A 23,869-nucleotide genomic window follows, 5' to 3' on the forward strand; every position below is an offset into this window, starting at 1 on the left:
TTGCTATACATGGGGGCGGAGAAACTATGAGTACAGGGCAGATGAGTGAAACGCAATTGGTCATCATTACCGGTATGTCCGGAGCAGGCAAGACAGTGGCGGTTCAAAGTTTTGAAGACCTCGGCTTTTTTTGCGTCGATAATTTGCCGCCCACGCTGTTGCCAAAGTTTTTGGAGTTAATGAAGGACTCCGGGAATAAGATGAATAAAGTGGCTCTTGTCATGGATTTAAGGGGAAGGGAATTTTTTGATTCCTTATTTCTTGCACTGGATAATTTAACGGATGCAGCTGCAGTATCACCAAGAATCCTTTTTCTTGAAGCGGATGATGATTCCTTGGTACGCAGATATAAGGAAACGAGAAGGACCCATCCCCTTGCTCCATTAGGTCGGCCATTGGAAGGCATTAAAATGGAACGGGAACTTTTGGACGAATTGAAGGGAAGGGCCCAGCTGATCTTTAATACTTCCCAACTGAAGCCGCGCGAATTGAGGGAGAAAATCGCTTCGGAGTTTTCTGCCGATAAAAGTGTCGGTTTTACAGTCAATGTCATGTCGTTCGGGTTCAAGCATGGTCTGCCCATAGATGCCGACCTTGTGTTTGATGTACGGTTCCTGCCAAATCCATATTATATTGATCATATGAGGCCAAGGACTGGTTTGGAACAGGAAGTGTCGAGTTACGTTTTAAAATGGAGTGAGACGCAAAAATTCTTGGAAAAAGTGACCGATCTGCTCGCTTTCATGCTTCCATATTATAAACGTGAAGGGAAAGCACAGCTTGTTGTTGCGATTGGGTGTACAGGCGGTCAGCACCGTTCTGTAGCTTTGACGGAGTATATTTCAAACCACTTCAAAAAGGATTACAGGGTTCAAGTATCACATCGCGATATCGAAAAAAGTAAGGGGAAAGCAGATGTTAGATAAAAAGAAACAGCCTAAGGTTGTGATCATCGGAGGGGGAACCGGCCTTCCTGTTTTGTTGAGAGGGTTAAAGAAGCATCCGGTGGATATAACGGCAATCGTAACGGTTGCTGATGATGGTGGAAGTTCAGGCCGCCTTCGCGAGGATATGGATATTCCCGCTCCGGGTGATATTCGTAACGTGCTGGCTGCGTTATCGGATGTAGAGCCCCTTGTTGAACAAATGTTTCAGCATCGCTTTCAGAGTAAAAATGAGTTGTCAGGGCATTCGCTTGGGAATTTGATACTGGCGGCAATGACTTCGCTGACCGGGGATTTCGTCCATGCGATCCAGGAAATGAGTAAATTCCTTAATGTCCGCGGTAAAGTGCTTCCGGCTGCCAACCAAAGTGTGGTTCTCCATGCAGAGATGGATGACGAAACGATTGTTACAGGAGAATCCAAGATTCCCTTCTCAGGAAAGAAAATAAAAAAAGTATTCCTGTCTCCTCGTCATATAAAGCCGCTTAGTGAAACTCTCCAGGAAATCAAGCAGGCAGATCTTATAGTCATAGGTCCAGGAAGCCTATATACTAGCATTCTGCCTAACTTACTTGTCCCTGGTTTAGGAGAAGAGGTAGCCCGTTCCAAGGCTAAGAAGGTGTACATTTGCAATTTGATGACACAAGCCGGCGAGACTCTGGATTATAGCGCGAGTGATCATATAAAAGCGATATATGACCATATGGGAAATGCATATATTGACAGGATACTTGTTAATAATGAGGAAATACCAACCGAGATTCAGCAGCGCTATCAAGCTGAATATGCAAAACCGGTCATGTATGATGTGGAAAGCTTAAAAATGATGGGTCTTGAAATCATACAAGAACGCATTTTCAGCTATGAAGGGAATGTAATACGCCATGATACGAAAAAAGTGGCGGATTTGCTTTATAATATGCTTGTAAATGAAACAAAAAGCCACATAGTACCGTAGATATAAGCGGGGACGGTTTTTTGATTGATAAAAATAGATTACCTGCGTTCGATTGGGGGTGAAATGGATGTCTTTTGCTTCAGAAACAAAAAAAGAGCTTACAACATTAGAGGGGAAGGATTGCTGCGGTAAAGCGGAATTGTGTGCGCTTATCCGGATGAACGGATCCCTTTCATTTTCTAATCGGAAGCTTGTTGTGGATATTCAAACTGAGAATGCTGCGATTGCCAGAAGGATTTATACGCTGCTGAAAAAAAGTTATGAGGTCCAGGTCGAGCTGTTGGTCCGTAAAAAGATGAAGCTTAAAAAGAACAATGTATATATTGTCAGGATGTCATCCGGAGGGCAGCGGGTTTTAACCGATTTGGAAATTTTAGGCGATGGCTTTGAAATTCTCCATGATATATCCGATACTATTGTTGGGAAGAAATGCTGTAAGCGTTCTTATCTAAGAGGTGCATTTCTTGCAGGGGGTTCGGTTAACAATCCGGAAACGTCTTCCTATCACCTTGAGATTTTCTCACTTTATAAAGAGCACAATGATGCCCTTTGTGAGCTAATGAATAAGTTTGGCTTGAAGGCCAAGACACTTGAACGCAAGAAGGGGTACATCATTTATTTGAAAGAAGCCGAAAAGATTGCCGAGTTTTTAAGTATAGTTGGCGCCCATTCAGCTTTATTAAGGTTCGAGGATGTACGGATTGTCCGTGATATGCGTAATTCAGTGAATCGGCTTGTGAATTGTGAAACAGCCAATTTGAACAAAACGATCGGGGCATCATTGCGCCAGGTTGAAAATATCCATTATATCGAGGATACGGTAGGACTTGGCATTTTACCGGATAAGCTTCGGGAAATTGCGGAGCTTAGGATAGCGTTTCAGGATATAACCTTAAAGGAACTTGGGGAAATGGTATCCGGGGGAACCATCAGTAAGTCCGGGATTAATCACCGATTGCGAAAGATTGATGAAATAGCTGACAGGCTCCGTGGAGGAGAGGCTATTGCTGCGAAAAAATAAAGCTAACAGGGGAGATCAAGATGGTGGAGAAACAAGTTGAGGTAAAATTGAAAACGGGTTTGCAAGCTCGGCCGGCGGCTCTTTTTGTACAAGAAGCTAACCGCTTTCATTCAGATGTTTTTCTTGAAAAAGAAGGAAAGAAAGTGAATGCAAAAAGTATAATGGGATTAATGAGCCTAGCCATCAGTTCTGGCGTGTCCGTGAAGTTAATCGTCGAAGGACGCGATGAAAAAGAAGCGTTAGAAGCATTGGAAGAGTTCGTTCAGCAAGAGGGTTAAAAAAGGGGGTGCCTAAATGTGCATCCTTTTCTTTTATCATGAAAAAAAGGCTCCGGAAGTCGCTTATGGCGATCTCCGGAGCCTTTCTTTTGTTGCAGGATTACTTAGAGTTTTTATCATCAAGAACGCTGCGCGTGATGACTTTGTCAATCAAGCCATATTCAAGAGCTCTTTCGGAAGTCATGAAGTTATCACGTTCCGTATCTCTTTGAAGGACTTCGATAGGTTGTCCCGTACGTTCTGCCAAGATTTGGTTCAGCTTATCTTTCAAGTGAAGGATACGGCGGGCAGCAATTTCAATTTCCGTAGCTTGACCTTGAGCTCCTCCAAGTGGTTGGTGAATCATGACTTCACTGTTTGGCAACGCATAACGTTTGCCTTTTTCGCCAGCGGCCAATAGGAAAGCACCCATGGAAGCGGCCATACCGATGCATACTGTCGATACATTAGGTTTGATATATTGCATAGTATCGTAAATGGCCATACCGGAAGTGATGCTTCCGCCAGGGCTGTTGATGTATAGAGTGATATCTTTTTCAGGATTTTCCGCTTCTAAAAATAGTAATTGAGCAACAATGGAGTTGGAAACATTATCGTCAATTGCACTTCCTAGCATAATGATCCGGTCTTTTAATAAACGGGAGTAAATATCGTAGGCACGCTCCCCACGACTTGTTTGTTCGATAACTGTAGGAATTAAATTCATGTTCATTTCCTCCTTCGATTAAGAGAATCATTTAAATTCTTTATGTATGTATGATACACTTTTTGGTCAATTTAGGTCAAACAAAACAAACCCTATTATGGATAATTTGTTCGACAATTTTCTGGCTAAGGCTCCTTCCTGATAGATTATTTTATATATTATGCCGCACAGGGATGAATTTCCACATTACCCATAATACCCAAATGATAAAGTTTTAAACCTGATAACCCTTGCAAAGGAGGGGATTCTATCATATAATGAAGTCTGTTGAAAAAATATTTTCTATTACGCCCTCGTAGTGCAACGGATAGAACGCAAGCCTCCGAAGCTTGAAATGCAGGTTCGATTCCTGCCGAGGGCATTACCAATCTTCTGCTTAATAAAGTGGGGGATTTTTTATTTGTCATTTTTAGGAGAGTTGAAATTTTTGCTGAATTTGCTCGTTTTCCGTAATATTCCATCGAATCCTGTAATGTCGGTCCTGTCTTGAAAATATTCGCCCACACTATTGAAAAATGGTGATTTTTCAATAAAAGTAGTTGTTAAATTTGCGTTTCTAACATATAGTATTTAAAACAAATAAACTATTCAGAAAAAAATCGTAAGCGTTTTCATGGGTTTTTGTGTAGAATTTTCTCCTGATAATGTAAAATGGAGTGGGGGAGGGATGAATCGATGAGTATGAATATGAAAGCAGGACTTTTTCAACAGCAAACATTAAAGATGGCAATGACCCAGGAGCTCATGCAAGCTATTACATTGCTGCAATACTCCTCGCAGGAGCTATCGGCTTTTTTAGAAAATAAAATGGTGGAGAACCCATTACTGTCCATAGATCAGCCAACATCTTCTTTATTTCAGCCAACTTTTGACCGCAAAAAAGGTAAACGGACTCTTAAAAATACGTATGATGCCAACTATTGGATTGAACAGATCAGTGAAGATACCATATCGCTTGAACAGCATATCATGTCCCAGGTGAATCACCAGCAGTTTTCCGGTGAGCAGCAAAAGGCAATGCTTCTATTAATTCATAATCTTGATGAAAACGGTTACTTAAGGACTCAGCTGGATGATATATGCATCCCAGGCATATCTCCGGCCGTTTTGGAAGAGAGTCTCTCGATTTTACAGGAACTTGAACCGCATGGTATTGGAGCGAGGAATCTTCAAGAGTGCCTTTTGCTTCAAGTGAAAGCAGAAGGGGAGAATCTTCTGGCAGAATCGATCATAGAAAACCATTTCCTCGATTTTGCTGAAAAGCGCTGGAAAGACCTAAGTAAGAAAATCGGTGTTACTCTGAAGGAGATTCAAGAAGTCTTTGATTATGTCCAGACGTTGAACCCGCGTCCGGCATCACTCTTTTTTCAGGAAAAACCTTCTTATATAGTGCCGGATGTAGTCGTGGAAGTTCGGGATGGCATGCTGCTTGTCGGGAATTATGATGGTAACACACCCAATCTTAATGTGGATAAAGGATATTTAAACCGAATGAAGAGCCATAAGGATCAGGGAGTTCAGCGGTTTATCCAGGATAAGTGGCAGGAATACCAATGGATCTCCAGAGGAATCCAACAGAGAAAAGAAACGATATTGAAGGTTATTCAGTGCATCGTCGAAAAACAGCCGGCGTGCTTTCATCATGGCCTGAACTATTTGAAGCCGATGACGATGAAAGAAATCGCAGACGAACTTGGCATACATGAGTCCACAGTAAGCCGGGCGGTTAAAGGGAAGTACGTACAGACACCATTTGGCACGATAGAGATGCGGATATTTTTCACTACTTCTTTACAGTCGGTCGGCCTTGATGAGGATATGTCGGGCATGCAGGCGAAAAAGAGCCTCCAGGCAGCCATCAATGGGGAAAATAAACAAAAGCCGCTTTCGGATCAAGACTTGGCGGAACGGCTGAAAGAAGAGCATGGAATTATCCTGGCACGCCGAACCGTTGCCAAGTACCGGGAACAATTAGGGATCCCTTCTTCATCTAAACGAAAAAGATATGATTGAAAAGGATGAGTGGTTTTGGAATCGAATGCGTTTGTTTTATATAGTAGGGATAAATGCCCGTTATGTGATAAAGCCAAGCAGGTACTCGAAGAAGTGAAAGTGGAGTCAGGCATAGGCTATAAGGAAATCGATATCCATACCGATGATGATTTGCTTGGGAGATTCGGGCTGATGATCCCTGTCGTTGAATGGAAAGATGAAATCGTTCAGTTCGGAAACGTTGATAAATCAGCTCTAAATAGGCTTTTGGAAAAATAATTTTTCAAATCATTTGAAGAAACATTCCGTTCCTGCTAGAATAAAATATGTAGCAGGAATATTTTTTTGTTTTAAGTGGGACAGAAAATGACTACGCGGGACGTTAAATGTCCAACTTAACTTTTTAGGAGTTTTAAATATGCGTACATTACTCGAGGTACAAAGAAAATTATTGCCCGATTTCCTTATGGTTATGCAAAAAAGATATGATATCCTGCGTTATATCAAAATGATGCAGCCGGTTGGAAGGCGCAGTCTGTCCGTGAGCCTTAATTTGACAGAGCGGACGCTTAGAGGCGAGGTTGATTTTCTGAAAAGTCAGAACCTGGTTAACATCTTCAGCTCTGGCATGACGCTGACTGATGAAGGGATTGAAATCCTGGATAAGTTAGAAGGAATAATGCGTGAAGTAATGGGTATAGACATAATGGAAAAGCAATTGCAGGATTTGTTACAAGTGGATGAAGTCATAATTGTCTCAGGAAATTGTGATGAAACCCCATGGGTGAAAAAAGAATTGGGCAAAGCTTGTGCAAACCGTATGAAACGAGAATGGAACTCAAAGAATATCATTGCGGTTACTGGCGGATCGACAATGGCCGAAGTGGCTAATTCGTTGTCACCTGATGAAGCATCCAGGAAATTGACATTTGTCCCAGCCCGCGGGGGAATTGGTGAAGCGGTGCAGAATCAGGCCAATACGATTGTCGAAAAAATGGCACAGAAGGCTCAAGCCTCATACAGAGTGTTATATGTACCCGATCAATTAAGCGGTGAGGTTTATGCATCATTTCAGAAGGAACCTGCAATTAAAGAAGTGATTTCCCAAATCAAGTCTGCCGATATGATCATTCATGGAATCGGTGATGCCATGGCTATGGCAGAGAGAAGAAATTCTTCGCCAGAAATGTTAAAGAAGCTGTTAGATGGAAATGCTGTAGGAGAGGCATTCGGTTATTATTACGATGAAAACGGCAAAGTTGTTCATAAAGTTTTGACAGTCGGCATCCAGTTAGATGATCTTAGCCCTGAAAAGCGAGTGATAACTGTGGCAGGTGGCAAAACTAAAGCAAAGGCTATCCGTTCCTACATGAAAGGCGCACCTTCATCAACCGTTTTGATCACGGATGAAGCTGCGGCACAAGAGTTAATTCAGGGGAATTACACCCCTTAATATATTTGCGAACTTAAAAGGAGGAATTTTTCATGGCAGTAAAAGTTGGTATTAATGGTTTTGGACGTATTGGACGTAATGTATTTCGTGCAGCATTGAGTAATCCTGGGGTAGAGATCGTTGCTATTAACGACTTAACGGATGCTAATATGTTAGCGCACCTTCTTCAATACGATACAATTCATGGATCTCTTAATGAAAAAGTAGCAGTTGATGGGGATTACCTTGTTGTTGATGGTCACAAAGTAAAAGTATTGGCTGAACGTGATCCTGCACAATTAGCATGGGGTGAACTGGGAGTAGAAGTAGTTGTGGAATCTACAGGACGTTTCACAAAACGTGCGGATGCAGCTAAGCATTTAGAAGCTGGCGCGAAAAAAGTAATCATCTCTGCTCCTGCATCTGATGAAGATATCACGATCGTCATGGGTGTAAACGAAGACAAATATGATGCAGCAAACCACCATGTAATCTCTAATGCTTCTTGTACAACGAACTGCTTAGCTCCATTTGCTAAAGTGCTTCATGAACAATTCGGAATCAAACGCGGTATGATGACTACTGTTCACTCTTATACAAATGATCAGCAAATCCTTGATTTGCCTCATAAAGATTACCGTCGTGCACGTGCAGCTGCCGAGAATATCATTCCTACAACAACTGGGGCAGCAAAAGCTGTTGCACTTGTCCTTCCTGAACTTAAAGGGAAATTGAATGGTATGGCAATGCGCGTACCTACTCCAAACGTGTCTGTTGTCGACCTTGTTGCAGAACTTGAAAAAGACACAACAGTTGAAGAAGTTAATGCAGCATTCAAAAAGGCTTCTGAAGGTGAATTAAAAGGAATCCTTGAGTACAGCGAACTTCCGCTAGTATCAACTGACTATAACGGTAACCCATCATCATCTACAATCGATGCCCTTTCCACAATGGTAATGGAAGGAAACATGGTTAAAGTATTATCTTGGTATGATAATGAAACAGGATATTCAAGCCGTGTTGTTGATTTGATCGACTATTTGGCTAAAAAAGGATTGTAATTAGAATAATAAAAAACCTCACCAAGGTGAGGTTTTTTTTATCACAGCCCTAAAAAAACTTGGCAGAAGATGATATTATTAGTAAGTCATTAATCAGTCAAGCGTTTACATTTCTTGTTTTTGGATAATTTCCTGGAAACCGACTATAATGAAAAAGAGAAAAGGGGAGTTGGGAAATTTACCCTCTCCCTTTTTGGCTAAAAGAATCAAAAATATGATAACAATATCTAAGGAGGTTCTTGGATTATGAATAAAAAGTCGATTAAAGATATTGAATTAAAGGGGAAACGCGTATTTTGCCGTGTTGATTTCAACGTGCCGATGCAGGACGGAAAGATTTCGGATGATACGAGAATCAAGGCTGCACTGCCGACGATTTCCTATTTGACAGAACAAGGCGCAAAAGTCATCTTAGCCAGCCATCTTGGGCGTCCTAAAGGACAAGTCGTAGAAGAATTGCGTTTAGCACCTGTTGCGGAAAGACTAAGCGAACTTAGCGGCAAAGATGTGCAAAAGGCAGAAGAAGCATACGGCGAGACCGTTCAATCCATCATTGATAACATGCAAAATGGCGAGATCCTGTTGTTGGAAAACGTTCGTTTCTATCCAGGAGAAGAGAAGAACGATCAAGAATTGGCGAAGTCATTTGCAGCACTGGCTGATGTTTATGTTAACGATGCATTCGGAGCTGCGCACCGTGCACATGCTTCAACTGAAGGAATAGCTCACCATCTCCCAGCCGTTGCTGGATTGCTGATGGAAAAAGAGCTTTCTGTACTTGGAAAAGCCCTATCCAACCCAGAACGTCCTTTTACAGCTATAATTGGCGGAGCAAAAGTAAAGGATAAGATAGGCGTTATCGAAAACCTTTTGGAAAAAGTCGATCACTTGATCATTGGTGGTGGATTGGGTTACACATTCATTAAAGCGCAAGGTCATGAAATCGGTAATTCTTTATTGGAAGAAGACAAAATAGAATTGGCCAAATCTTTCATCGAAAGTGCAAAAGAAAAAGGCGTAAAACTTCATTTGCCTATCGATGCAGTCATAACTGCTGAATTTTCACCTGATGCAGAGACGGATAATGTCGATATCGATGCTATTCCAAATGATAAAATGGCTCTTGATATCGGACCAAAAACAAGTGAATTATTTGCGGATGTAATCAAAAGTTCCAAGCTTGTCATTTGGAATGGACCAATGGGTGTATTCGAGTTCGATAAATTTGCGAATGGAACGAGAACCGTTGCTCAAGCCTTGGCGGAAGCAAATGATACGTACAGCATTGTTGGCGGAGGGGATTCGGCCGCAGCTGCAGAAAAGTTTGGCCTGGCAGAAAAGATGTCCCATATTTCAACTGGCGGCGGTGCATCTCTTGAGTTCATGGAAGGCAAAGAGTTGCCTGGCGTTGTAGCCTTGAACGATAAATAAGATTAAACCGTTACATATTTAAACATTAGAAGGGATGAGAAACCAAATGCGTAAACCGATTATTGCAGGAAACTGGAAAATGAATAAAACACTATCTGAAGCGACTGCCTTTTTAGAAGAAGTGAGCAATTTGATTCCGAAGCAAGATGTAATCGATACGGTTGTATGTGCTCCAGCTTTATTTTTGGATCAGCTCGTTCAAGCAGCGAAAGGAACCGATGTGAAAATCGGGGCACAGAACATGCACTTTGAAGAAAGCGGTGCTTTCACAGGAGAAATCAGCCCAATCGCATTGGCTGATCTTGGGGTATCCTACGTTATACTTGGTCATTCTGAACGCAGGGAAATGTTCAACGAAACGGATGAAGCCGTTAATAAAAAAGCTCATGCCGCTTTTGCCCACCAGTTGACCCCGATCGTTTGCTGCGGTGAAACACTTGAGCAAAGGGAAGCTGGTGAAACGAATGATTTCGTAGGCAGCCAGATTGAAAAGGGCCTAGCAGGATTATCTGACGATCAATTGAAACAAGCCGTTATTGCTTATGAGCCGATTTGGGCGATTGGAACAGGAAAATCGTCATCTGCTCAAGATGCTAATGAAGTTTGTGCGCATATCCGCTCAGTTGTTGCCGACAAATTTTCAAATGAAGCAGCTGCAGCCATCCGCATTCAGTACGGTGGCAGTGTAAAACCTGAGAATATTAAAGAGTACATGGCACAACCTGATATAGACGGTGCGTTGGTTGGCGGTGCTAGCTTGAAATCCGATTCATTTTTACAATTGCTGGAGGCTGGTCACTATGAGTAAGTCGCCTGTGGCACTTATCATCTTAGACGGTTTTGGCTGCCGTAACGAAGAAAAGGGTAATGCTGTTTTTCATGCGAAAAAACCGAACTTCGACCGTTATTGGGATCAGTATCCGCATTCCCATTTAACTGCAAGCGGAGAAGCGGTCGGCTTGCCTGCCGGTCAAATGGGGAACTCGGAAGTGGGCCATTTGAATATCGGGGCAGGACGGATCGTTTATCAAAGCCTGACCCGTGTGAACCTGGCAATCCGTGAAGGTGAGTTTGCACAAAACCCAACTTTGGTCGATGCCATGAGCCATACCAAGAAAAAAGGCACGGACCTACATCTTTTCGGTCTTCTTTCAGATGGCGGGGTGCATAGTCATATTGATCATATGTATGCCCTTTTGAAATTGGCCGCTAAAGAAGGAGTTAAAAATGTATATGTACATGCATTTTTAGATGGCCGTGATGTCGGACCGAAAACGGCACAGGGTTATATTAAGGAAGCGGAAGCGAAAATGAAGGAAATCGGTGTTGGTCAGTTTGCGACCATATCCGGAAGATATTATTCGATGGACCGTGATAAGCGCTGGGAACGTGTGGAGAAATCCTACCGTTCGATGGTGTATGGTGATGGCCCTGCTTACTCTTCTGCGATGGAATGTGTCGAGGATTCGTACGAACATGGAATTTTCGACGAGTTCGTGATACCTTCAGTCATAACGGCGGAAGACGGTAAACCGGTGGCAACGATTAAAGATGATGATGCCGTAATCTTTTATAACTTCCGTCCAGACCGGGCGATCCAGATTTCCAATACGTTCACGAATGAGGATTTTCGCTCATTTGACCGCGGTCCTGGACATCCGAAGCATCTCCATTTTGTCTGCTTGACACATTTTTCAGAAACAGTTGACGGATATGTTGCATTTAATCCGACAAATCTTGATAATACATTAGGGGAAGTACTTTCCCAAAACCAGCTTACCCAGCTTCGCATCGCTGAAACCGAAAAATATCCGCATGTGACGTTTTTCATGAGCGGCGGACGTGAAGAGAAGTTTCCTGGTGAAGAGAGGATTTTAATAAATTCTCCGAAAGTCGCTACATATGATTTACAACCGGAAATGAGTGCTTATGAAGTGACGGATGCATTGGTGGAACAAATTGAGGCTGACCGCTTTGATGCCATTCTCTTGAATTTTGCCAACCCGGACATGGTTGGTCATTCAGGGATGCTTGAGCCTACCATTAAAGCGATTGAAACAGTGGATGAATGCCTAGGCAGGATTGTCGATTTAATCGTCTCAAAAGGCGGTACAGCGATCATCACCGCTGACCATGGGAATGCTGACGAAGTGGTAACGCTAGAAGGCAACCCGATGACAGCCCATACTACGAATCCCGTTCCTGTCATTATCACTAAAAATCAGGTAACATTAAGAACAGGTGGTATCTTAGGCGATTTAGCTCCAACGATGCTTGATTTGCTTGGAGTCGAAAAACCTGTTGAAATGACAGGGAAATCCCTATTATCTAAATAAAATTTTGAATAGGAAAAGGAGAGATTTATAATGCCGTACATCGAACATGTATATGCACGCGAAGTGCTAGATTCACGTGGTAACCCAACAATAGAAGTAGAAATCCAAACAGAGTCCGGATACTTCGGACGTGCAATCGTACCATCAGGTGCTTCAACAGGAGAACACGAAGCGGTTGAGCTTCGTGACGGGGATAAATCTCGCTACCTGGGTAAAGGGGTACAAAAAGCAGTCGATAATGTAAATGATATCATTGCTGAAGCTGTCATCGGTTTGGATGTAACGAACCAAGCAGGCCTTGACCTTACTATGATTGAATTGGATGGCACTGAAAACAAAGGAAACTTGGGAGCTAATGCAATCCTTGGCGTCTCAATGGCTGCTGCCCATGCCGCTGCGGAATTTTCTGGATTACCATTGTATCGTTACCTTGGTGGGTTCAATGCGAAACAACTTCCGACTCCAATGATGAATATCATTAACGGCGGATCACATGCCGATAACAATGTTGACTTCCAGGAATTCATGATCCTTCCTGTAGGAGCTCCTAGCTTCAAAGAAGCAGTTCGTATGGGTGCAGAAGTATTCCATGCCTTGAAATCTGTCCTTTCTGCCAAAGGCTTGAATACGGCAGTCGGCGATGAAGGCGGCTTTGCGCCAAACCTTGGTTCAAACCGTGAAGCGCTTCAAGTCATCATCGAGGCAATTGAAAAAGCTGGCTACAAAGCAGGCGAAGATATCTACCTTGGCATGGACGTGGCTTCATCTGAATTCTATAACAAAGAAACAGGCAAATATGATCTTGCAGGCGAAGGCCGCAATGGTGTTACATCCGAAGAAATGGTTGCTTTCTATGAAGAGCTAGTGAATGAATTCCCTATTATCTCCATCGAAGACGGCCTGGATGAAAATGACTGGGATGGCCACAAGCTTCTAACGGAACGCATCGGTTCTAAAGTTCAGCTTGTTGGTGACGATCTTTTCGTAACGAACACGAAAAAATTGGCTGAAGGCATCGAAAAAGGCATCGGTAACTCCATCCTGATCAAAGTGAACCAAATTGGTACACTGACTGAAACGTTTGATGCAATCGAAATGGCTAAACGCGCAGGCTACACTGCAGTCGTTTCCCACCGTTCAGGTGAAACGGAAGATGCAACGATCGCTGATATCGCCGTTGCAACAAACGCAGGACAAATCAAAACCGGTTCCATGTCCCGTACGGACCGTATCGCTAAATACAACCAACTTCTTCGCATCGAAGACCAGCTTGGTGACTTGGCTGTATATGGCGGCTTGAAATCTTTCTATAACTTGAAGAAGTAATTATCAAGCATAAAATACGTCCGAATTTTGTCATACAAGGCACTCTTGGACACTTTGAGTTATGTAGTACATCAACTCGAACTTAGCAATACAAATGTTTAGTATCAACCCCTGATTTATAAGTGAGTGAAATCGCTTATGAATTGGGGGTTTTTGCGTGCTAATACAGGACTTGTTGAAAGAGTTTTCATTTGACTTACAAATTAAAAATTATTCCAAGCGAACTATCGAGACCTACAATTAAAAAATGGTATGGCCCATTGGATATTGATATTTGCTAAAGATATTGACGATAGGGTCAACTTGTTAAAAGAGGAATTGGGGATTGGATATCCAAAAAAAGGCAATCATCCAAACTCCAAGGAGTTTATAAAAAAACACAAGGAAATCCACGCATACTATGGCATTCGCTTTAAATATAATGCTTACTGTGCTTATTTAACGAAAACTGAAAGTAAAGTTCGTGAAAGCCTAGAGCTGCCTAAAACTCAAGATGATGCAAAACTTGTGTTCGATATTGTGGCTAGAAAATATAATTTGCAATTAGCAGAAAGGCGACAAATCACGGTTTCGGTAAAGTGGACAGAGCAATACATCAAGCAAAGATAGATGGAAAGTATGTCCCACAAGCCAAGCTTGTTTATGATTACATGGTAGATGGTCATGAGCTGGATGTTAAAAATACAGACGAAAAATCTTATATGCCAAACTTTTAGACCGTTCCAATAGGAATGGTCTTTTTTGGATTGACAGCATAATTTTGGTACTTCATACTTCTATAGCAATAGATGTAACGGAATATTTAGTTAATTAGGAGGACGAAAGCCATGAAACCAGAAATCTTATCAACAGCCATCGAAACGCTAACAGGATTGTTTTTCCGTAACAATAATGAAGGAACTGACTTTCTTGCCAAACGCACATTGGACCATTATATAAATGACCTTGATTTGCTTGGTTATATCAACTCTATAGCTGTGGAAATTGATAAACAGCGAGAGTGGGCTCTCATTCCCAAGCTACGATTATTTGACAGCAAGAGCGCTGATGAAATCGAAGTTGCTCTAGGTGGGTTGGGATATACCGATGCTGAAATTATTGCCAGTGACATAGTATTTGAGGAGTGGAAAAAATCTCAAAAGCACTGCCAATGATTTTAAAAGGAGGAATACCGATGTGGGGACGATACCTTTGGAAACTCCGATTGTTATTGACCATTCCATATTTGTTATTTGCGATATTAATGTTTTCGCCCATTGGCAACGATAAAGAGTATGGTTATTATTGGATGGCGTTTGTGGTCTATGCGATTGTTTCCAATATCATCCTTCATAAAATGGAAAAGAAAGAAAAGATGGAAAAGGAATGAATTTAAGGAGGTAAGCATTTTACCTCCTTTGCCAATTTCATAAATGGGAGGTGGATATTATGGGGCTCAAGAACATTTACAAAAAATCATTGTCTATGGCTCTGGTACGGGCTGGACATGACATTCATCATACTATGCCCAATCGAAACAAAAAAAAATACCAAGTGTTTGTTTTCATCCATACCGATGAATTAATAATACTGGAGTTAACCAAACGGGAGGTGAGACAATGACTGAACGTTTTTCTATCGCTATTATAATCTCCTGTGTAGCTGTAGTAATGGGCATACTGATTGATTTAGGAATGCTGTATATTGCATTTATACTTCTTGTAATTTGTTTATTGGCTGTTCTTCCCGTCAAGTTGTTTCGTGATTGGTTTTGGAGTGACTAAAATATGCTGGTTGTACATCAATTGAATATGAAAATTCAAAAATTGGGAGGTATGTCACCAATGAAAAAATACATAAATATAGTTGGAGCATTGGGCTTAATCGTTTTGATTATGGCAATGCCATTTTTCTACACAACCATTTTTTTGGGTAGTTTTATCTTGGACCCAACACCGCATACGAATCCTCAGCCTGGCCATGAAGACCACAATGCAACAAAAATTTGGGAGGGTATGTCAAAAGAGGAATATCAGATAATTAAATACGTAGAAGAACATAAATATAAATATGAAAATGAAGAACCTGCATTCAACCCAGATGAATCATCAAGTTTCAACCTAGTTGCAGTTGAAAATAAAAACGATAAATATTGAAGGACCCCGCCAATTATGCGGAGTCCTTTTTTCGTTGCTTAAATATGCAATGCTCCAAAATTAGGTTTCGTTCTTTCAGTCGTTGAAATCCATTTACCCAATTACTTTGGGATTCTGCTTCTGACGAGAAGATGGATTCTGCACAGTAATTTCTTTTCACCTCCCATACAATGTGAGAATACACATTGTATGGGAGGTTTTTTGCTTATAAAGTTAGCCGTCCATTCACTGATTCCGCCTTGGTTCAGGGCTGATAAAAGGATTTAATCAAACGTTTGATTAATAAAAAAAGGTGCCGCTCCGGGCACCTTTTTTTAATTATCCGATACAGCTTCCACTGGTACGGCATTATAGTATTCTTCTAATGTAATCTTCGCTTCAAAGATTTCAGTTGCGGCATCGACACCAACATAGCGGATATGCCATGGTTCGTATTTATAACCTGTGATGTTTTCCTTGCCTTCAGGGTAGCGGATGATAAATCCGTATTCATGTGCATGTTCAGCAAGCCAGGCGGCTTCTTTAGTATCACCGAAGCAGTCTTGGGCAGCACATGCCCCATCGTGAGTCGTGACATCAATCGCGAGTCCCGTTTCATGCTCGCTTGTCCCAGGCATTGCACTGTAGGTTTTCGCTTTTTCTTCCCCGTCCTTAGCCACATAGTTATTAAAGACCTCGATCTGTCTTTGGTGAGAGCGATAAGCGGAAACTCCGGCAAAGTGCATATTGTCTTTTTCGGCAGCTTGGAACATTAATTCAAGAGCCTTTCCCGCTTCTTCTCGCATCATTCTTTTTTCGATTTTATCTTCAAAGATGAAATCTACATTTGGGTAGATAAGGTCAGCAGGTTTGTAATCTTCAGGCAGGCTGTATTGTTTATTGACAAGTACAGGTATGCTTTCCGGATGGGCCAACGTCTGAAGGCCAGCCTGTCCGGGTTTAGCCGCTTCATCAACCTCCACCTGGCGCTGGGCCGATTCTTTTGAATCATTATTCTTGTCGGTCTCAGTCTCTTTCTCAGTCTCCTGGGAGCTCTGCTGTTCTTCTTTTTGCTCTTTTTCATGCTCGCTGGTCAGGTCGGATGAACAGCCAGCCATCAGAATGAAAGATGATAGAGCGGTTGCTGCAAATATAGGTTTTAACATATGAAAGGCCCCTTGCTTTTAATATAAGATTTCCAATAAAAGTAGTTTTGAAAAATTATCGTGATAAGTAATCCCTAGTTAATTCACTTTGATATTTATCAAGAAATAAGCCAATCCAGACGACCATCAATAAAAATGGATAATCGTTACGGATTGCGGTTTCCACGACGGGATCAGACCAAAAGCTCGAAAGGAAACCAGATGACATCCTGATTGTCTCGAATGTGACAAGGGCGTGAAGCGATAACCAAAGAATCGTAAGGGTATTGGTCCCGAACCCAATGACCGCCGCTATGACGCTCAGCAAGGCGGCTGCTGCCCCGATCAGGAGGACATTGAAGCTTGATTGGAAAAAGTCGATACCGCTATTGGAAAGTCCATTATAAATGATAGCAGTAAAATAAACGGTTGTCGTGATATATGCAGCAAATAATAAGTATCGATTTCCGTGATACTTTGCCAGCAGCAATAAAAGCGGTGATAGGATGATTAATAGGACGCTGATGAAATTGCTTCCGCCTGTCCATAAAGAATAGCCGGCAACCGCCGAGAATAGGATGGTCAGGAGATCAAGAATCCGTAGTATGGACTTAAACATGTTGACACCTCTTTCTCTATTTATGCAAATTATCTCAAACTTTGATTCAAAAAGAAATAAATGACTATGGGTTTTTAGGAATTCTTACCATCATAGTATAACAAAGATTGTGGATATTTATTGGGTGTGGTAAAGTTAAAGTAATTGTTTATTGGTTCTTCAGGAGGTGTAATTGCATGCATGCATTTCTCATAACGCTTTTAGTGATTGTCAGTATAGCCCTCATTGTGACGGTATTGCTTCAATCAGGTAAGAGTGCAGGTTTATCAGGTGCGATTGCCGGCGGTGCTGAGCAGTTATTCGGAAAGCAAAAGGCACGCGGTTTGGACCTGGTTTTACATCGTGCGACAATAGTATTGGCGATTCTATTCTTTGCTTTAACTTTACTTGTTGCATACTTTGATGTGTAATGGATCAAAAATGAGTCTAGCTAAATAGCTAGGCTTTTTTCTTTGCACAATAGTTGCATGAATAGATATAGTGATTTTAGTACTTAATTATAGGATAGGGATTTTTAAAAATTCTATTTACTGATAAAGGAGTTTAAGGTCATGAAAATCAAGCTGCAGCAGCCCTTTACTTTTGAAGGCGGAAAAAGGGCTGTCTTACTTTTACATGGATTCACGGGGAATTCAGCGGATGTACGGATGCTGGGCCGTTACTTGGAGAAACAGGGGTACACCTGCCATGCCCCGCACTATGAAGGGCATGGCGTTCCCCCAGAGGAGCTGGTGAAAACAGGTCCGGAAGATTGGTGGAAAGATGTCATGATGGGCTACGATTTCCTGAAAAGCAAAGGCCATGAAGAAATTGCTGTTGCCGGACTCTCATTAGGAGGCGTATTTTCTCTTAAATTAGGTTACACTGTACCTATAAAGGGTATCGTATCAATGTGTGCGCCTATGTATATCAAAAGTGAAGAAATGATGTTTAAAGGAGTATTGGAGTACGCCAGAGAATTTAAGAAGTATGAAGGAAAAACTCAAGAGCAAATAGAGCTTGAAATGGACCTCCTTGCCGATAAACCGATGAATACATTGAAAGCCCTTCAGGAATTGATAACGGATGTACGGGAGCACGTCGATCTTATTTACGCTCCGACATTTGTCGTGCAGGGCCGGCATGATGATGTTATCAATCCAAAAAGTGCCGATATTATTATTGATTCCATTGAATCACCGGTCAAAAAAATCAAGTGGTATGAAGAATCCGGTCATGTCATAACCCTTGATAAAGAAAAAGACGAGCTGCATGAAGATGTATTGGAATTTTTAGAAAGTCTGGATTGGTCCGAATAACAAAAATATACCCTGAATAGGAGGGTTTTCATGGAAGATAACATTCAAGAACATATTAATAAGCTTCTGACATACATGACGGATGAAGCGTATAAGCCGTTAACGGTACAAGAACTGGAAGAGGCTTTGAAAATCGAAGACTCGGCAGATTTCAAGAATTTCGTTAAGGCTTTAGTAAAGATGGAAGAAAAGGGATTGGTGGTCAGAACGAGGAGCAATCGTTACGGCCTGCCGCAAAAAATGAATTTGTTCCGCGGTAAATTAACGGGGCACGCAAAGGGGTTTGCCTTTGTCACACCTGAAGACAACCCGGGAATGGATGATATTTTCATTCCGCCAAATGAAACGGGCACAGCTATGCATGGAGATGTCGTCATGGTACGGGTATCTTCGGAAACATCGGGCTCAAGGCAAGAAGGCACGGTCATCAGAATACTTGAACGCGGAATTACACAAGTGGTCGGTACATACTCCGAAAGTAAAAGTTTTGGTTTCGTCATCCCTGATGATAAAAAGATCGCAAACGATATCTTCATTCCACAGCATGCTTCACATGGAGCGGTAGAGGGACATAAGGTTGTCGTCAAGCTTACATCTTATCCTGAAGGACGCATAAGTGCCGAAGGTGAAGTCATTGAGATTCTTGGCCATAAAAATGATCCTGGTGTGGATATTCTTTCCGTGATCCATAAGTATGGTTTGCCGATGGAGTTCCCGGATGACGTCATGGAGCAGGCCAATGCCGTTTCCGATACCATTCAGGAAAGTGAAATTGGCAACCGCAGGGACTTGCGTAATGATGTTTTGGTCACGATTGATGGAGCGGATGCAAAGGATCTGGATGATGCCGTCACTGTTTCCAAGCTTGAAAATGGCAATTACAAGCTGGGCGTTCATATTGCTGATGTCAGTCATTACGTGAAGGAAGGCTCTCCAATCGATAAGGAAGCCCTGGAAAGAGGGACGAGCGTGTATTTGGTGGACAGGGTCATCCCGATGATCCCGCATCGTTTATCGAATGGCATTTGTTCCTTGAACCCACAAGTCGATCGTTTTACACTCTCATGTGAAATGGAAATCACGCCGGATGGCAAAGTCGTCAACCATGATATTTTTGAAAGTGTCATTAAAACGACGGAACGTATGACATATGGCAATGTGAACAAAATCCTTGTCGATAAAGATGAAGAACAGCTTGAACGCTATGAAGCGTTGGTGCCGATGTTCCAGGACATGGAAAAGCTAGCGGCCATCCTTCGCAAGAACCGGATGAACCGCGGTGCGATCGACTTTGATTTCAATGAAGCGAGAGTAATCGTTGATGAAGAGGGCCATCCGACTGATGTGGTTTTACGTGAAAGGTCGGTTGCGGAAAAGCTGATTGAAGAGTTCATGCTTGCTGCTAATGAAACCGTTGCTGAGCATTTCCACCGTCTTGACGTGCCGTTCATTTATCGTATTCATGAAGATCCCAAGCCGGAAAAACTGCAGCGTTTCTTTGAATTCATTACGAACTTCGGATACATTGTAAGGGGATCGGCCAATGACGTCCATCCTAAGGCGTTACAGGAAATCATTGAGGCGGTTGCCGGTAAACCGGAAGAAACGGTCATATCCACCGTCATGCTTCGTTCCATGCAACAGGCGAAATATGATCCGGAGAGCTTAGGCCACTTTGGTTTATCTGCTGAGTTTTATACACATTTCACATCGCCGATTCGCCGTTACCCGGATTTGATCGTGCACAGGTTGATCAGGACCTACTTGGTGGAAGGTAAAATGGATGAAGCTACGAAGGAGAAATGGAATGCCAATTTACCTGAGATTGCCGATCATACATCGAAACGTGAACGTCGCTCAGTCGATGCCGAGCGGGAAACGGATGATCTGAAAAAAGCGGAATACATGCTGGATAAAATCGGCGAAGAATATACCGGGATCATTGGTTCAGTCACGAATTTCGGGATGTTCGTCGAGTTGCCGAACACGATTGAAGGACTTGTCCATGTCAGCTTCATGACGGATGATTATTATCGCTTCGATGAGCGTCAGCTAGCAATGATCGGGGAACGTACCGGTAATGTATTCCGGATTGGCGATGAAATCGACGTTCGTGTTTCCAACGTCAATAAAGAGGAACGCGCCATCGATTTTGAAATTATCGGCATGAAGGTAAGCCGTCCGCGTCCATCCGGCGAGAAGAAAATATTCAAAGCCAATTCAGGTGAACGCAAACGCGGCCGAGGCGGCAATGGAGGACGTAATGAAGGAAAAGGCGGCGGCCGTAATGGGGATTCGCCTTCTACTGGAAGAAAACCGAAAAAGAAGAAAAAATTCTTTGAAAATGCGCCAGCTGCCAAGCGCAAGAGAAAACCTAAAAAGAGATAAAGATTGAGGCGGGGGGATGATTCTTTCATCCTCTTGCCGCGATTGGATGTAAAAGGGGAGAGTTAGATGCCAAAAGGCTCAGGTAAACAACTAGCACAAAATAAAAAAGCATATCATGATTTCTTTATTGAACAAACGTTTGAAGCGGGAATCGTTTTAAAAGGGACCGAAATCAAAGCAATCCGTGCGGCCCGAGTGAATTTGAAGGATGCCTTCGCTAAAATAGAAAATGGCGAAATTTATCTTCATAATATGCACGTCAGCCCTTATGAGCAGGGAAACCAGTTTAACCATGACCCGTTGCGGACACGGAAACTTCTTTTGCATAAAAAAGAAATCAGTAAACTGATCGGTGTGACAAAGGAAACAGGTTACACCATTGTCCCGTTGAAAATGTATTTAAAGAATGGCTTTGCCAAAGTTTTAATCGGACTGGGTAAAGGGAAGAAACAATATGACAAGCGTGATGACCTGAAGAAGAAGGAAGCGAAGCGTGATATTGAACGTGCTTTCCGTGAACGTCAGAAGATGTAGAACTGCCAAGACCTTACAATTGATTTTTTGAACCAATCTGTTATAATTAATCCTGTACCGATGACAATTGAATATCAGCCAACTTGCTGACTATTCTTCTCTCGTACGCTCCATTTATATCATGGGGACGTTACGGATTCGACAGGGATAGTTCGAGCTTAAGTTGCGAGTCGAGGGGATCGGCCTCGTTAAAACGTCAACGCCTATAACTGGCAAACAAAACAACAACCTAGCTTTCGCTGCTTAATAACAGTCGATAGCTGTTCCTCCCTCCATGGCCCACGTGGTAGGGTAAGGGACTCACTCTAAGTGGGATACGCCGGAATCCACCGTCTGAGGATGAAGGAAGAGACCAATCAGACTAGCTGCTCTGCCGCCTGTCGATAGGCTAATGAGTTCGCGAAATGCGAATATATCGACTACACTCGTAGAAGCTTAAGTGCCGTTATGTCTGGACGTGGGTTCGACTCCCACCGTCTCCACCAATACATATATTGGTGGTTTTTTATTTGGTTTTTTTTCGTCGTTTTTGTCGAAAAATCGATAAATCGTATAATTCGCAGATGATTTTTCGTTGATATATCTCCAATTTCGAAGATATATTCCCGATTTCGGAGATAAACTGTACAATTTCCATCATTTGCTGTAGAATCCTTTTGAAGAAAATAGGATTGGAGCGATGAAATTGATTGTAAAAAAACGAAAAGTTCCTCTTGCCGTCCACAGATTACGTGCATTAGCGTGCAGGCTTCCTCCGAATCACCCTAAAGTTCCCTTAATCATGAACGATCTCAAAAAAAGGGAAGCGGGCTATAAAGGGGAATGTTCCATTGATTTTCCATTAAGCTTTCTTGAACCGAAAAGCTATTTCATCTTCCACGATTTAAGGCTTCAGGATCAATCCCGATTTTTTCAACTGGATACCTTATTAATCTCCAAGAAATATGCGCTTATCATTGAAGTGAAGAACATTGCAGGGTCAATCTATTTTGATCCGCATTTCAATCAGCTCATTCGAACGATAGAAGGAAAAGAAACGGCCTTTCCAGATCCCGTCACACAAGTCAGCCGCCAGGAATCACAATTGACCAATTGGTTCTTGAAAAACGGTTTTCCCTCACTGCCCATCCTTTCATTGATTGTCATCAGTAATCCCCAAACAATCATCCGTACAGCTCTTGAAAACCATGAACTTCACTATAAAGTTATACATCGCGATGCACTTCCCGCTAAAATTAATCAAATGGAGCATTCCATAACAGAATCCAGTTTTAGTGAGAAAGATTTGAAGAAAGCAATTCGCGTAATGAATAATCACCACATCGATGCGGACTTTTCTATTCTGGAACGATACAATCTTACCGAAAAGGACCTAATTAAAGGAGTGATTTGTGAGAATTGTAAGGGCAATAAATTATTTAGAAGGCATGGCACATGGCTTTGCAATCAATGCCAACTCTCCAGTAAAAAAGCACATATCCCGGCTTTACGAGATTATTTTTATCTATTAGGCTCGACCATAACGAATCGGCAGTTGAGGAACTTTTTAAACATTTCCTCTTCGTCCAGTGCAACGAGGATCTTGCAATCATTGAATCTGACAAGCAGTGGTGCGAATAAGGGGAGGGTGTACAGCCTGTATTTTGATGAGTGACTTTAAATCATTTCTTTATATTCACATCAACATTTTGGGGATTTTTACTGTGACAAGATGTAATTCTTTTGCGCGCGTTCAGCAGTTTTGCAGCAACTAAGCCCTATGATAAACAAAGACTCAAAAGAAGCTTCTCTTGAGTCTTTGTTCCGTTTCTATTCTTTTAATTCCCTGCCCATTCCCTTGAGGAAGTGAACGCCAAAGCCGATTGCCCGGTTTATGTCTGGATCATTCAATGTTTTCATTAATTCCAGAACGCCGATCTTCTTTTCGGCCTGAAGGAATTTGTTTCCTTCATCGATTCCTGCAAGTGCACTGTTCAGCAGTTTCGTGGATTGTGCAGCATCGGCGTTCATCAAGGCTCCTGTTGCACCCATAAGGGTATTGATCAGGTTTGTTACAGGTTGCCTTGTGATTTGTTGAAGTGCGATTTTAGCAATTTGTTCTTTTCCTTGAAGCATGGAGGTCGCGGCTTCGAATACTCCCGAGTCATTCAGTTCATTGACGATTTTAAACATATTGTTCAAGGCATCTTCATTATCGGTGATCAGCGTTTTCAGTTCTTCCAGTTTTTGTAGCTTTATTTCTTCCTCAGTAATGGAATTATGGATTTCCGTTATAGGAGCTGCCAT

At 42.2% G+C, this 23,869-nt stretch carries 26 protein-coding genes, 1 tRNA gene and 1 other RNA gene; 24 read left to right on the forward strand and 4 right to left on the reverse strand.

Annotated features, from left to right (window positions below; genetic code table 11):
* Window positions 1-26 precede the first annotated feature (26 nt).
* The 4 genes from rapZ (at window position 27) to ADA55_RS23610 (ending at window position 3,201) form a co-directional block, all read left to right on the forward strand.
* Window positions 27-926, forward strand: a complete 900-nt coding sequence (gene rapZ, locus ADA55_RS23595) for an RNase adapter RapZ (protein WP_048688021.1) — start codon at window positions 27-29, stop codon at window positions 924-926.
* The gene (locus ADA55_RS23600) at window positions 916-1,902 is read left to right on the forward strand and encodes a gluconeogenesis factor YvcK family protein (protein WP_048688023.1); all 987 of its coding nucleotides are present in this window, start codon (window positions 916-918) and stop codon (window positions 1,900-1,902) included. Before rapZ ends, ADA55_RS23600 begins: the two co-directional genes overlap by 11 nt.
* A 67-nt stretch (window positions 1,903-1,969) precedes the next feature.
* A complete protein-coding gene (gene whiA, locus ADA55_RS23605) occupies window positions 1,970-2,923 on the forward strand; it encodes a DNA-binding protein WhiA (protein ID WP_048688026.1) in 954 nt (317 codons plus the stop codon).
* Window positions 2,924-2,943: 20 nt separating this feature from the next.
* Window positions 2,944-3,201, forward strand: a complete 258-nt coding sequence (locus ADA55_RS23610) for an HPr family phosphocarrier protein (RefSeq protein WP_048688029.1) — start codon at window positions 2,944-2,946, stop codon at window positions 3,199-3,201.
* A gap of 100 nt (window positions 3,202-3,301) precedes the next feature.
* On the opposite strand, the gene clpP is transcribed toward ADA55_RS23610, so the two are convergent.
* Window positions 3,302-3,907 carry an ATP-dependent Clp endopeptidase proteolytic subunit ClpP gene (clpP, locus tag ADA55_RS23615; RefSeq protein WP_034309977.1) on the reverse strand — a complete coding sequence of 202 codons (606 nt, stop codon included), beginning with the start codon at window positions 3,905-3,907 and terminating at the stop codon, window positions 3,302-3,304.
* Between the two features lie 289 nt (window positions 3,908-4,196).
* Here clpP and ADA55_RS23620 point away from each other — a divergent pair.
* From ADA55_RS23620 to ADA55_RS23680, 14 genes are all read left to right on the forward strand, one after another.
* Window positions 4,197-4,268, forward strand: a tRNA-Arg gene (locus tag ADA55_RS23620).
* Between the two features lie 314 nt (window positions 4,269-4,582).
* Window positions 4,583-5,920 (forward strand): RNA polymerase factor sigma-54, encoded by a 1,338-nt coding sequence (gene rpoN, locus ADA55_RS23625; RefSeq protein WP_309076871.1) that lies wholly within the window; start codon window positions 4,583-4,585, stop codon window positions 5,918-5,920.
* Window positions 5,921-5,935: 15 nt separating this feature from the next.
* Window positions 5,936-6,178, forward strand: a complete 243-nt coding sequence (locus ADA55_RS23630) for a glutaredoxin family protein (RefSeq protein ID WP_048688033.1) — start codon at window positions 5,936-5,938, stop codon at window positions 6,176-6,178.
* A 139-nt stretch (window positions 6,179-6,317) separates the two neighbouring features.
* Window positions 6,318-7,352, forward strand: coding sequence for a sugar-binding transcriptional regulator (locus ADA55_RS23635; RefSeq protein WP_048688036.1), 1,035 nt, complete (start codon window positions 6,318-6,320; stop codon window positions 7,350-7,352).
* Between the two features lie 32 nt (window positions 7,353-7,384).
* Window positions 7,385-8,392 carry a type I glyceraldehyde-3-phosphate dehydrogenase gene (gene gap / locus ADA55_RS23640; RefSeq protein ID WP_034309982.1) on the forward strand — a complete coding sequence of 336 codons (1,008 nt, stop codon included), beginning with the start codon at window positions 7,385-7,387 and terminating at the stop codon, window positions 8,390-8,392.
* A gap of 246 nt (window positions 8,393-8,638) precedes the next feature.
* Window positions 8,639-9,823: a phosphoglycerate kinase gene (locus ADA55_RS23645; protein WP_048688039.1), complete on the forward strand. Its 1,185-nt coding sequence runs from the start codon at window positions 8,639-8,641 to the stop codon at window positions 9,821-9,823.
* 46 nt (window positions 9,824-9,869) lie between these two features.
* Window positions 9,870-10,631, forward strand: a complete 762-nt coding sequence (tpiA, locus tag ADA55_RS23650; protein WP_048688041.1) for a triose-phosphate isomerase — start codon at window positions 9,870-9,872, stop codon at window positions 10,629-10,631.
* A complete protein-coding gene (gene gpmI, locus ADA55_RS23655) occupies window positions 10,624-12,159 on the forward strand; it encodes a 2,3-bisphosphoglycerate-independent phosphoglycerate mutase (protein ID WP_048688044.1) in 1,536 nt (511 codons plus the stop codon). Before tpiA ends, gpmI begins: the two co-directional genes overlap by 8 nt.
* A gap of 30 nt (window positions 12,160-12,189) precedes the next feature.
* A complete protein-coding gene (eno, locus tag ADA55_RS23660; RefSeq protein WP_034309992.1) occupies window positions 12,190-13,485 on the forward strand; it encodes a phosphopyruvate hydratase in 1,296 nt (431 codons plus the stop codon).
* 303 nt (window positions 13,486-13,788) lie between these two features.
* Window positions 13,789-14,094 carry a hypothetical protein gene (locus tag ADA55_RS23665; protein ID WP_142398485.1) on the forward strand — a complete coding sequence of 102 codons (306 nt, stop codon included), beginning with the start codon at window positions 13,789-13,791 and terminating at the stop codon, window positions 14,092-14,094.
* 218 nt (window positions 14,095-14,312) lie between these two features.
* Window positions 14,313-14,639 carry a hypothetical protein gene (locus tag ADA55_RS23670; protein WP_048688052.1) on the forward strand — a complete coding sequence of 109 codons (327 nt, stop codon included), beginning with the start codon at window positions 14,313-14,315 and terminating at the stop codon, window positions 14,637-14,639.
* Between the two features lie 20 nt (window positions 14,640-14,659).
* Window positions 14,660-14,854 carry a hypothetical protein gene (locus ADA55_RS23675; RefSeq protein WP_048688057.1) on the forward strand — a complete coding sequence of 65 codons (195 nt, stop codon included), beginning with the start codon at window positions 14,660-14,662 and terminating at the stop codon, window positions 14,852-14,854.
* A 229-nt stretch (window positions 14,855-15,083) separates the two neighbouring features.
* On the forward strand, window positions 15,084-15,248 hold the full coding sequence (locus ADA55_RS29695) for a hypothetical protein (RefSeq protein WP_153246170.1): 165 nt from the start codon (window positions 15,084-15,086) through the stop codon (window positions 15,246-15,248).
* Window positions 15,249-15,308: 60 nt separating this feature from the next.
* The gene (locus ADA55_RS23680; protein ID WP_142398484.1) at window positions 15,309-15,620 is read left to right on the forward strand and encodes a hypothetical protein; all 312 of its coding nucleotides are present in this window, start codon (window positions 15,309-15,311) and stop codon (window positions 15,618-15,620) included.
* A gap of 314 nt (window positions 15,621-15,934) precedes the next feature.
* On the opposite strand, the gene ADA55_RS23685 is transcribed toward ADA55_RS23680, so the two are convergent.
* Both ADA55_RS23685 and ADA55_RS23690 read right to left on the reverse strand, forming a co-directional pair.
* Window positions 15,935-16,765, reverse strand: a complete 831-nt coding sequence (locus ADA55_RS23685; protein WP_048688066.1) for a M15 family metallopeptidase — start codon at window positions 16,763-16,765, stop codon at window positions 15,935-15,937.
* 55 nt (window positions 16,766-16,820) lie between these two features.
* Window positions 16,821-17,363, reverse strand: coding sequence for a hypothetical protein (locus tag ADA55_RS23690; protein ID WP_048688068.1), 543 nt, complete (start codon window positions 17,361-17,363; stop codon window positions 16,821-16,823).
* Between the two features lie 176 nt (window positions 17,364-17,539).
* Here ADA55_RS23690 and secG point away from each other — a divergent pair, with 176 nt between their 5' ends.
* The 6 genes from secG to ADA55_RS23715 all read left to right on the forward strand — a co-directional run bounded on the left by secG (window position 17,540) and on the right by ADA55_RS23715 (window position 23,237).
* The gene (gene secG / locus ADA55_RS23695; RefSeq protein WP_034309999.1) at window positions 17,540-17,773 is read left to right on the forward strand and encodes a preprotein translocase subunit SecG; all 234 of its coding nucleotides are present in this window, start codon (window positions 17,540-17,542) and stop codon (window positions 17,771-17,773) included.
* 141 nt (window positions 17,774-17,914) lie between these two features.
* Window positions 17,915-18,661, forward strand: coding sequence for an alpha/beta hydrolase (locus tag ADA55_RS23700; protein WP_048688071.1), 747 nt, complete (start codon window positions 17,915-17,917; stop codon window positions 18,659-18,661).
* Window positions 18,662-18,691: 30 nt separating this feature from the next.
* Complete coding sequence (gene rnr, locus ADA55_RS23705; protein WP_048688073.1) at window positions 18,692-21,049, forward strand: ribonuclease R; 2,358 nt, start codon at window positions 18,692-18,694, stop codon at window positions 21,047-21,049.
* Window positions 21,050-21,115: 66 nt separating this feature from the next.
* Entirely contained in the window at window positions 21,116-21,583 is a 468-nt protein-coding gene (smpB, locus tag ADA55_RS23710) for an SsrA-binding protein SmpB (RefSeq protein WP_048688075.1), read from the forward strand.
* A gap of 123 nt (window positions 21,584-21,706) precedes the next feature.
* Window positions 21,707-22,068: a transfer-messenger RNA gene (gene ssrA / locus ADA55_RS28045) on the forward strand.
* A 194-nt stretch (window positions 22,069-22,262) separates the two neighbouring features.
* A complete protein-coding gene (locus ADA55_RS23715; protein ID WP_226990536.1) occupies window positions 22,263-23,237 on the forward strand; it encodes a nuclease-related domain-containing protein in 975 nt (324 codons plus the stop codon).
* A gap of 155 nt (window positions 23,238-23,392) precedes the next feature.
* On the opposite strand, the gene ADA55_RS23720 is transcribed toward ADA55_RS23715, so the two are convergent.
* On the reverse strand, window positions 23,393-23,869 hold the full coding sequence (locus ADA55_RS23720; RefSeq protein WP_048688078.1) for a DUF1641 domain-containing protein: 477 nt from the start codon (window positions 23,867-23,869) through the stop codon (window positions 23,393-23,395).

It is taken from the genome of Bacillus sp. 220_BSPC (genome assembly GCF_001054655.1).
Taxonomy (GTDB): domain Bacteria; phylum Bacillota; class Bacilli; order Bacillales; family DSM-1321; genus Peribacillus; species Peribacillus frigoritolerans.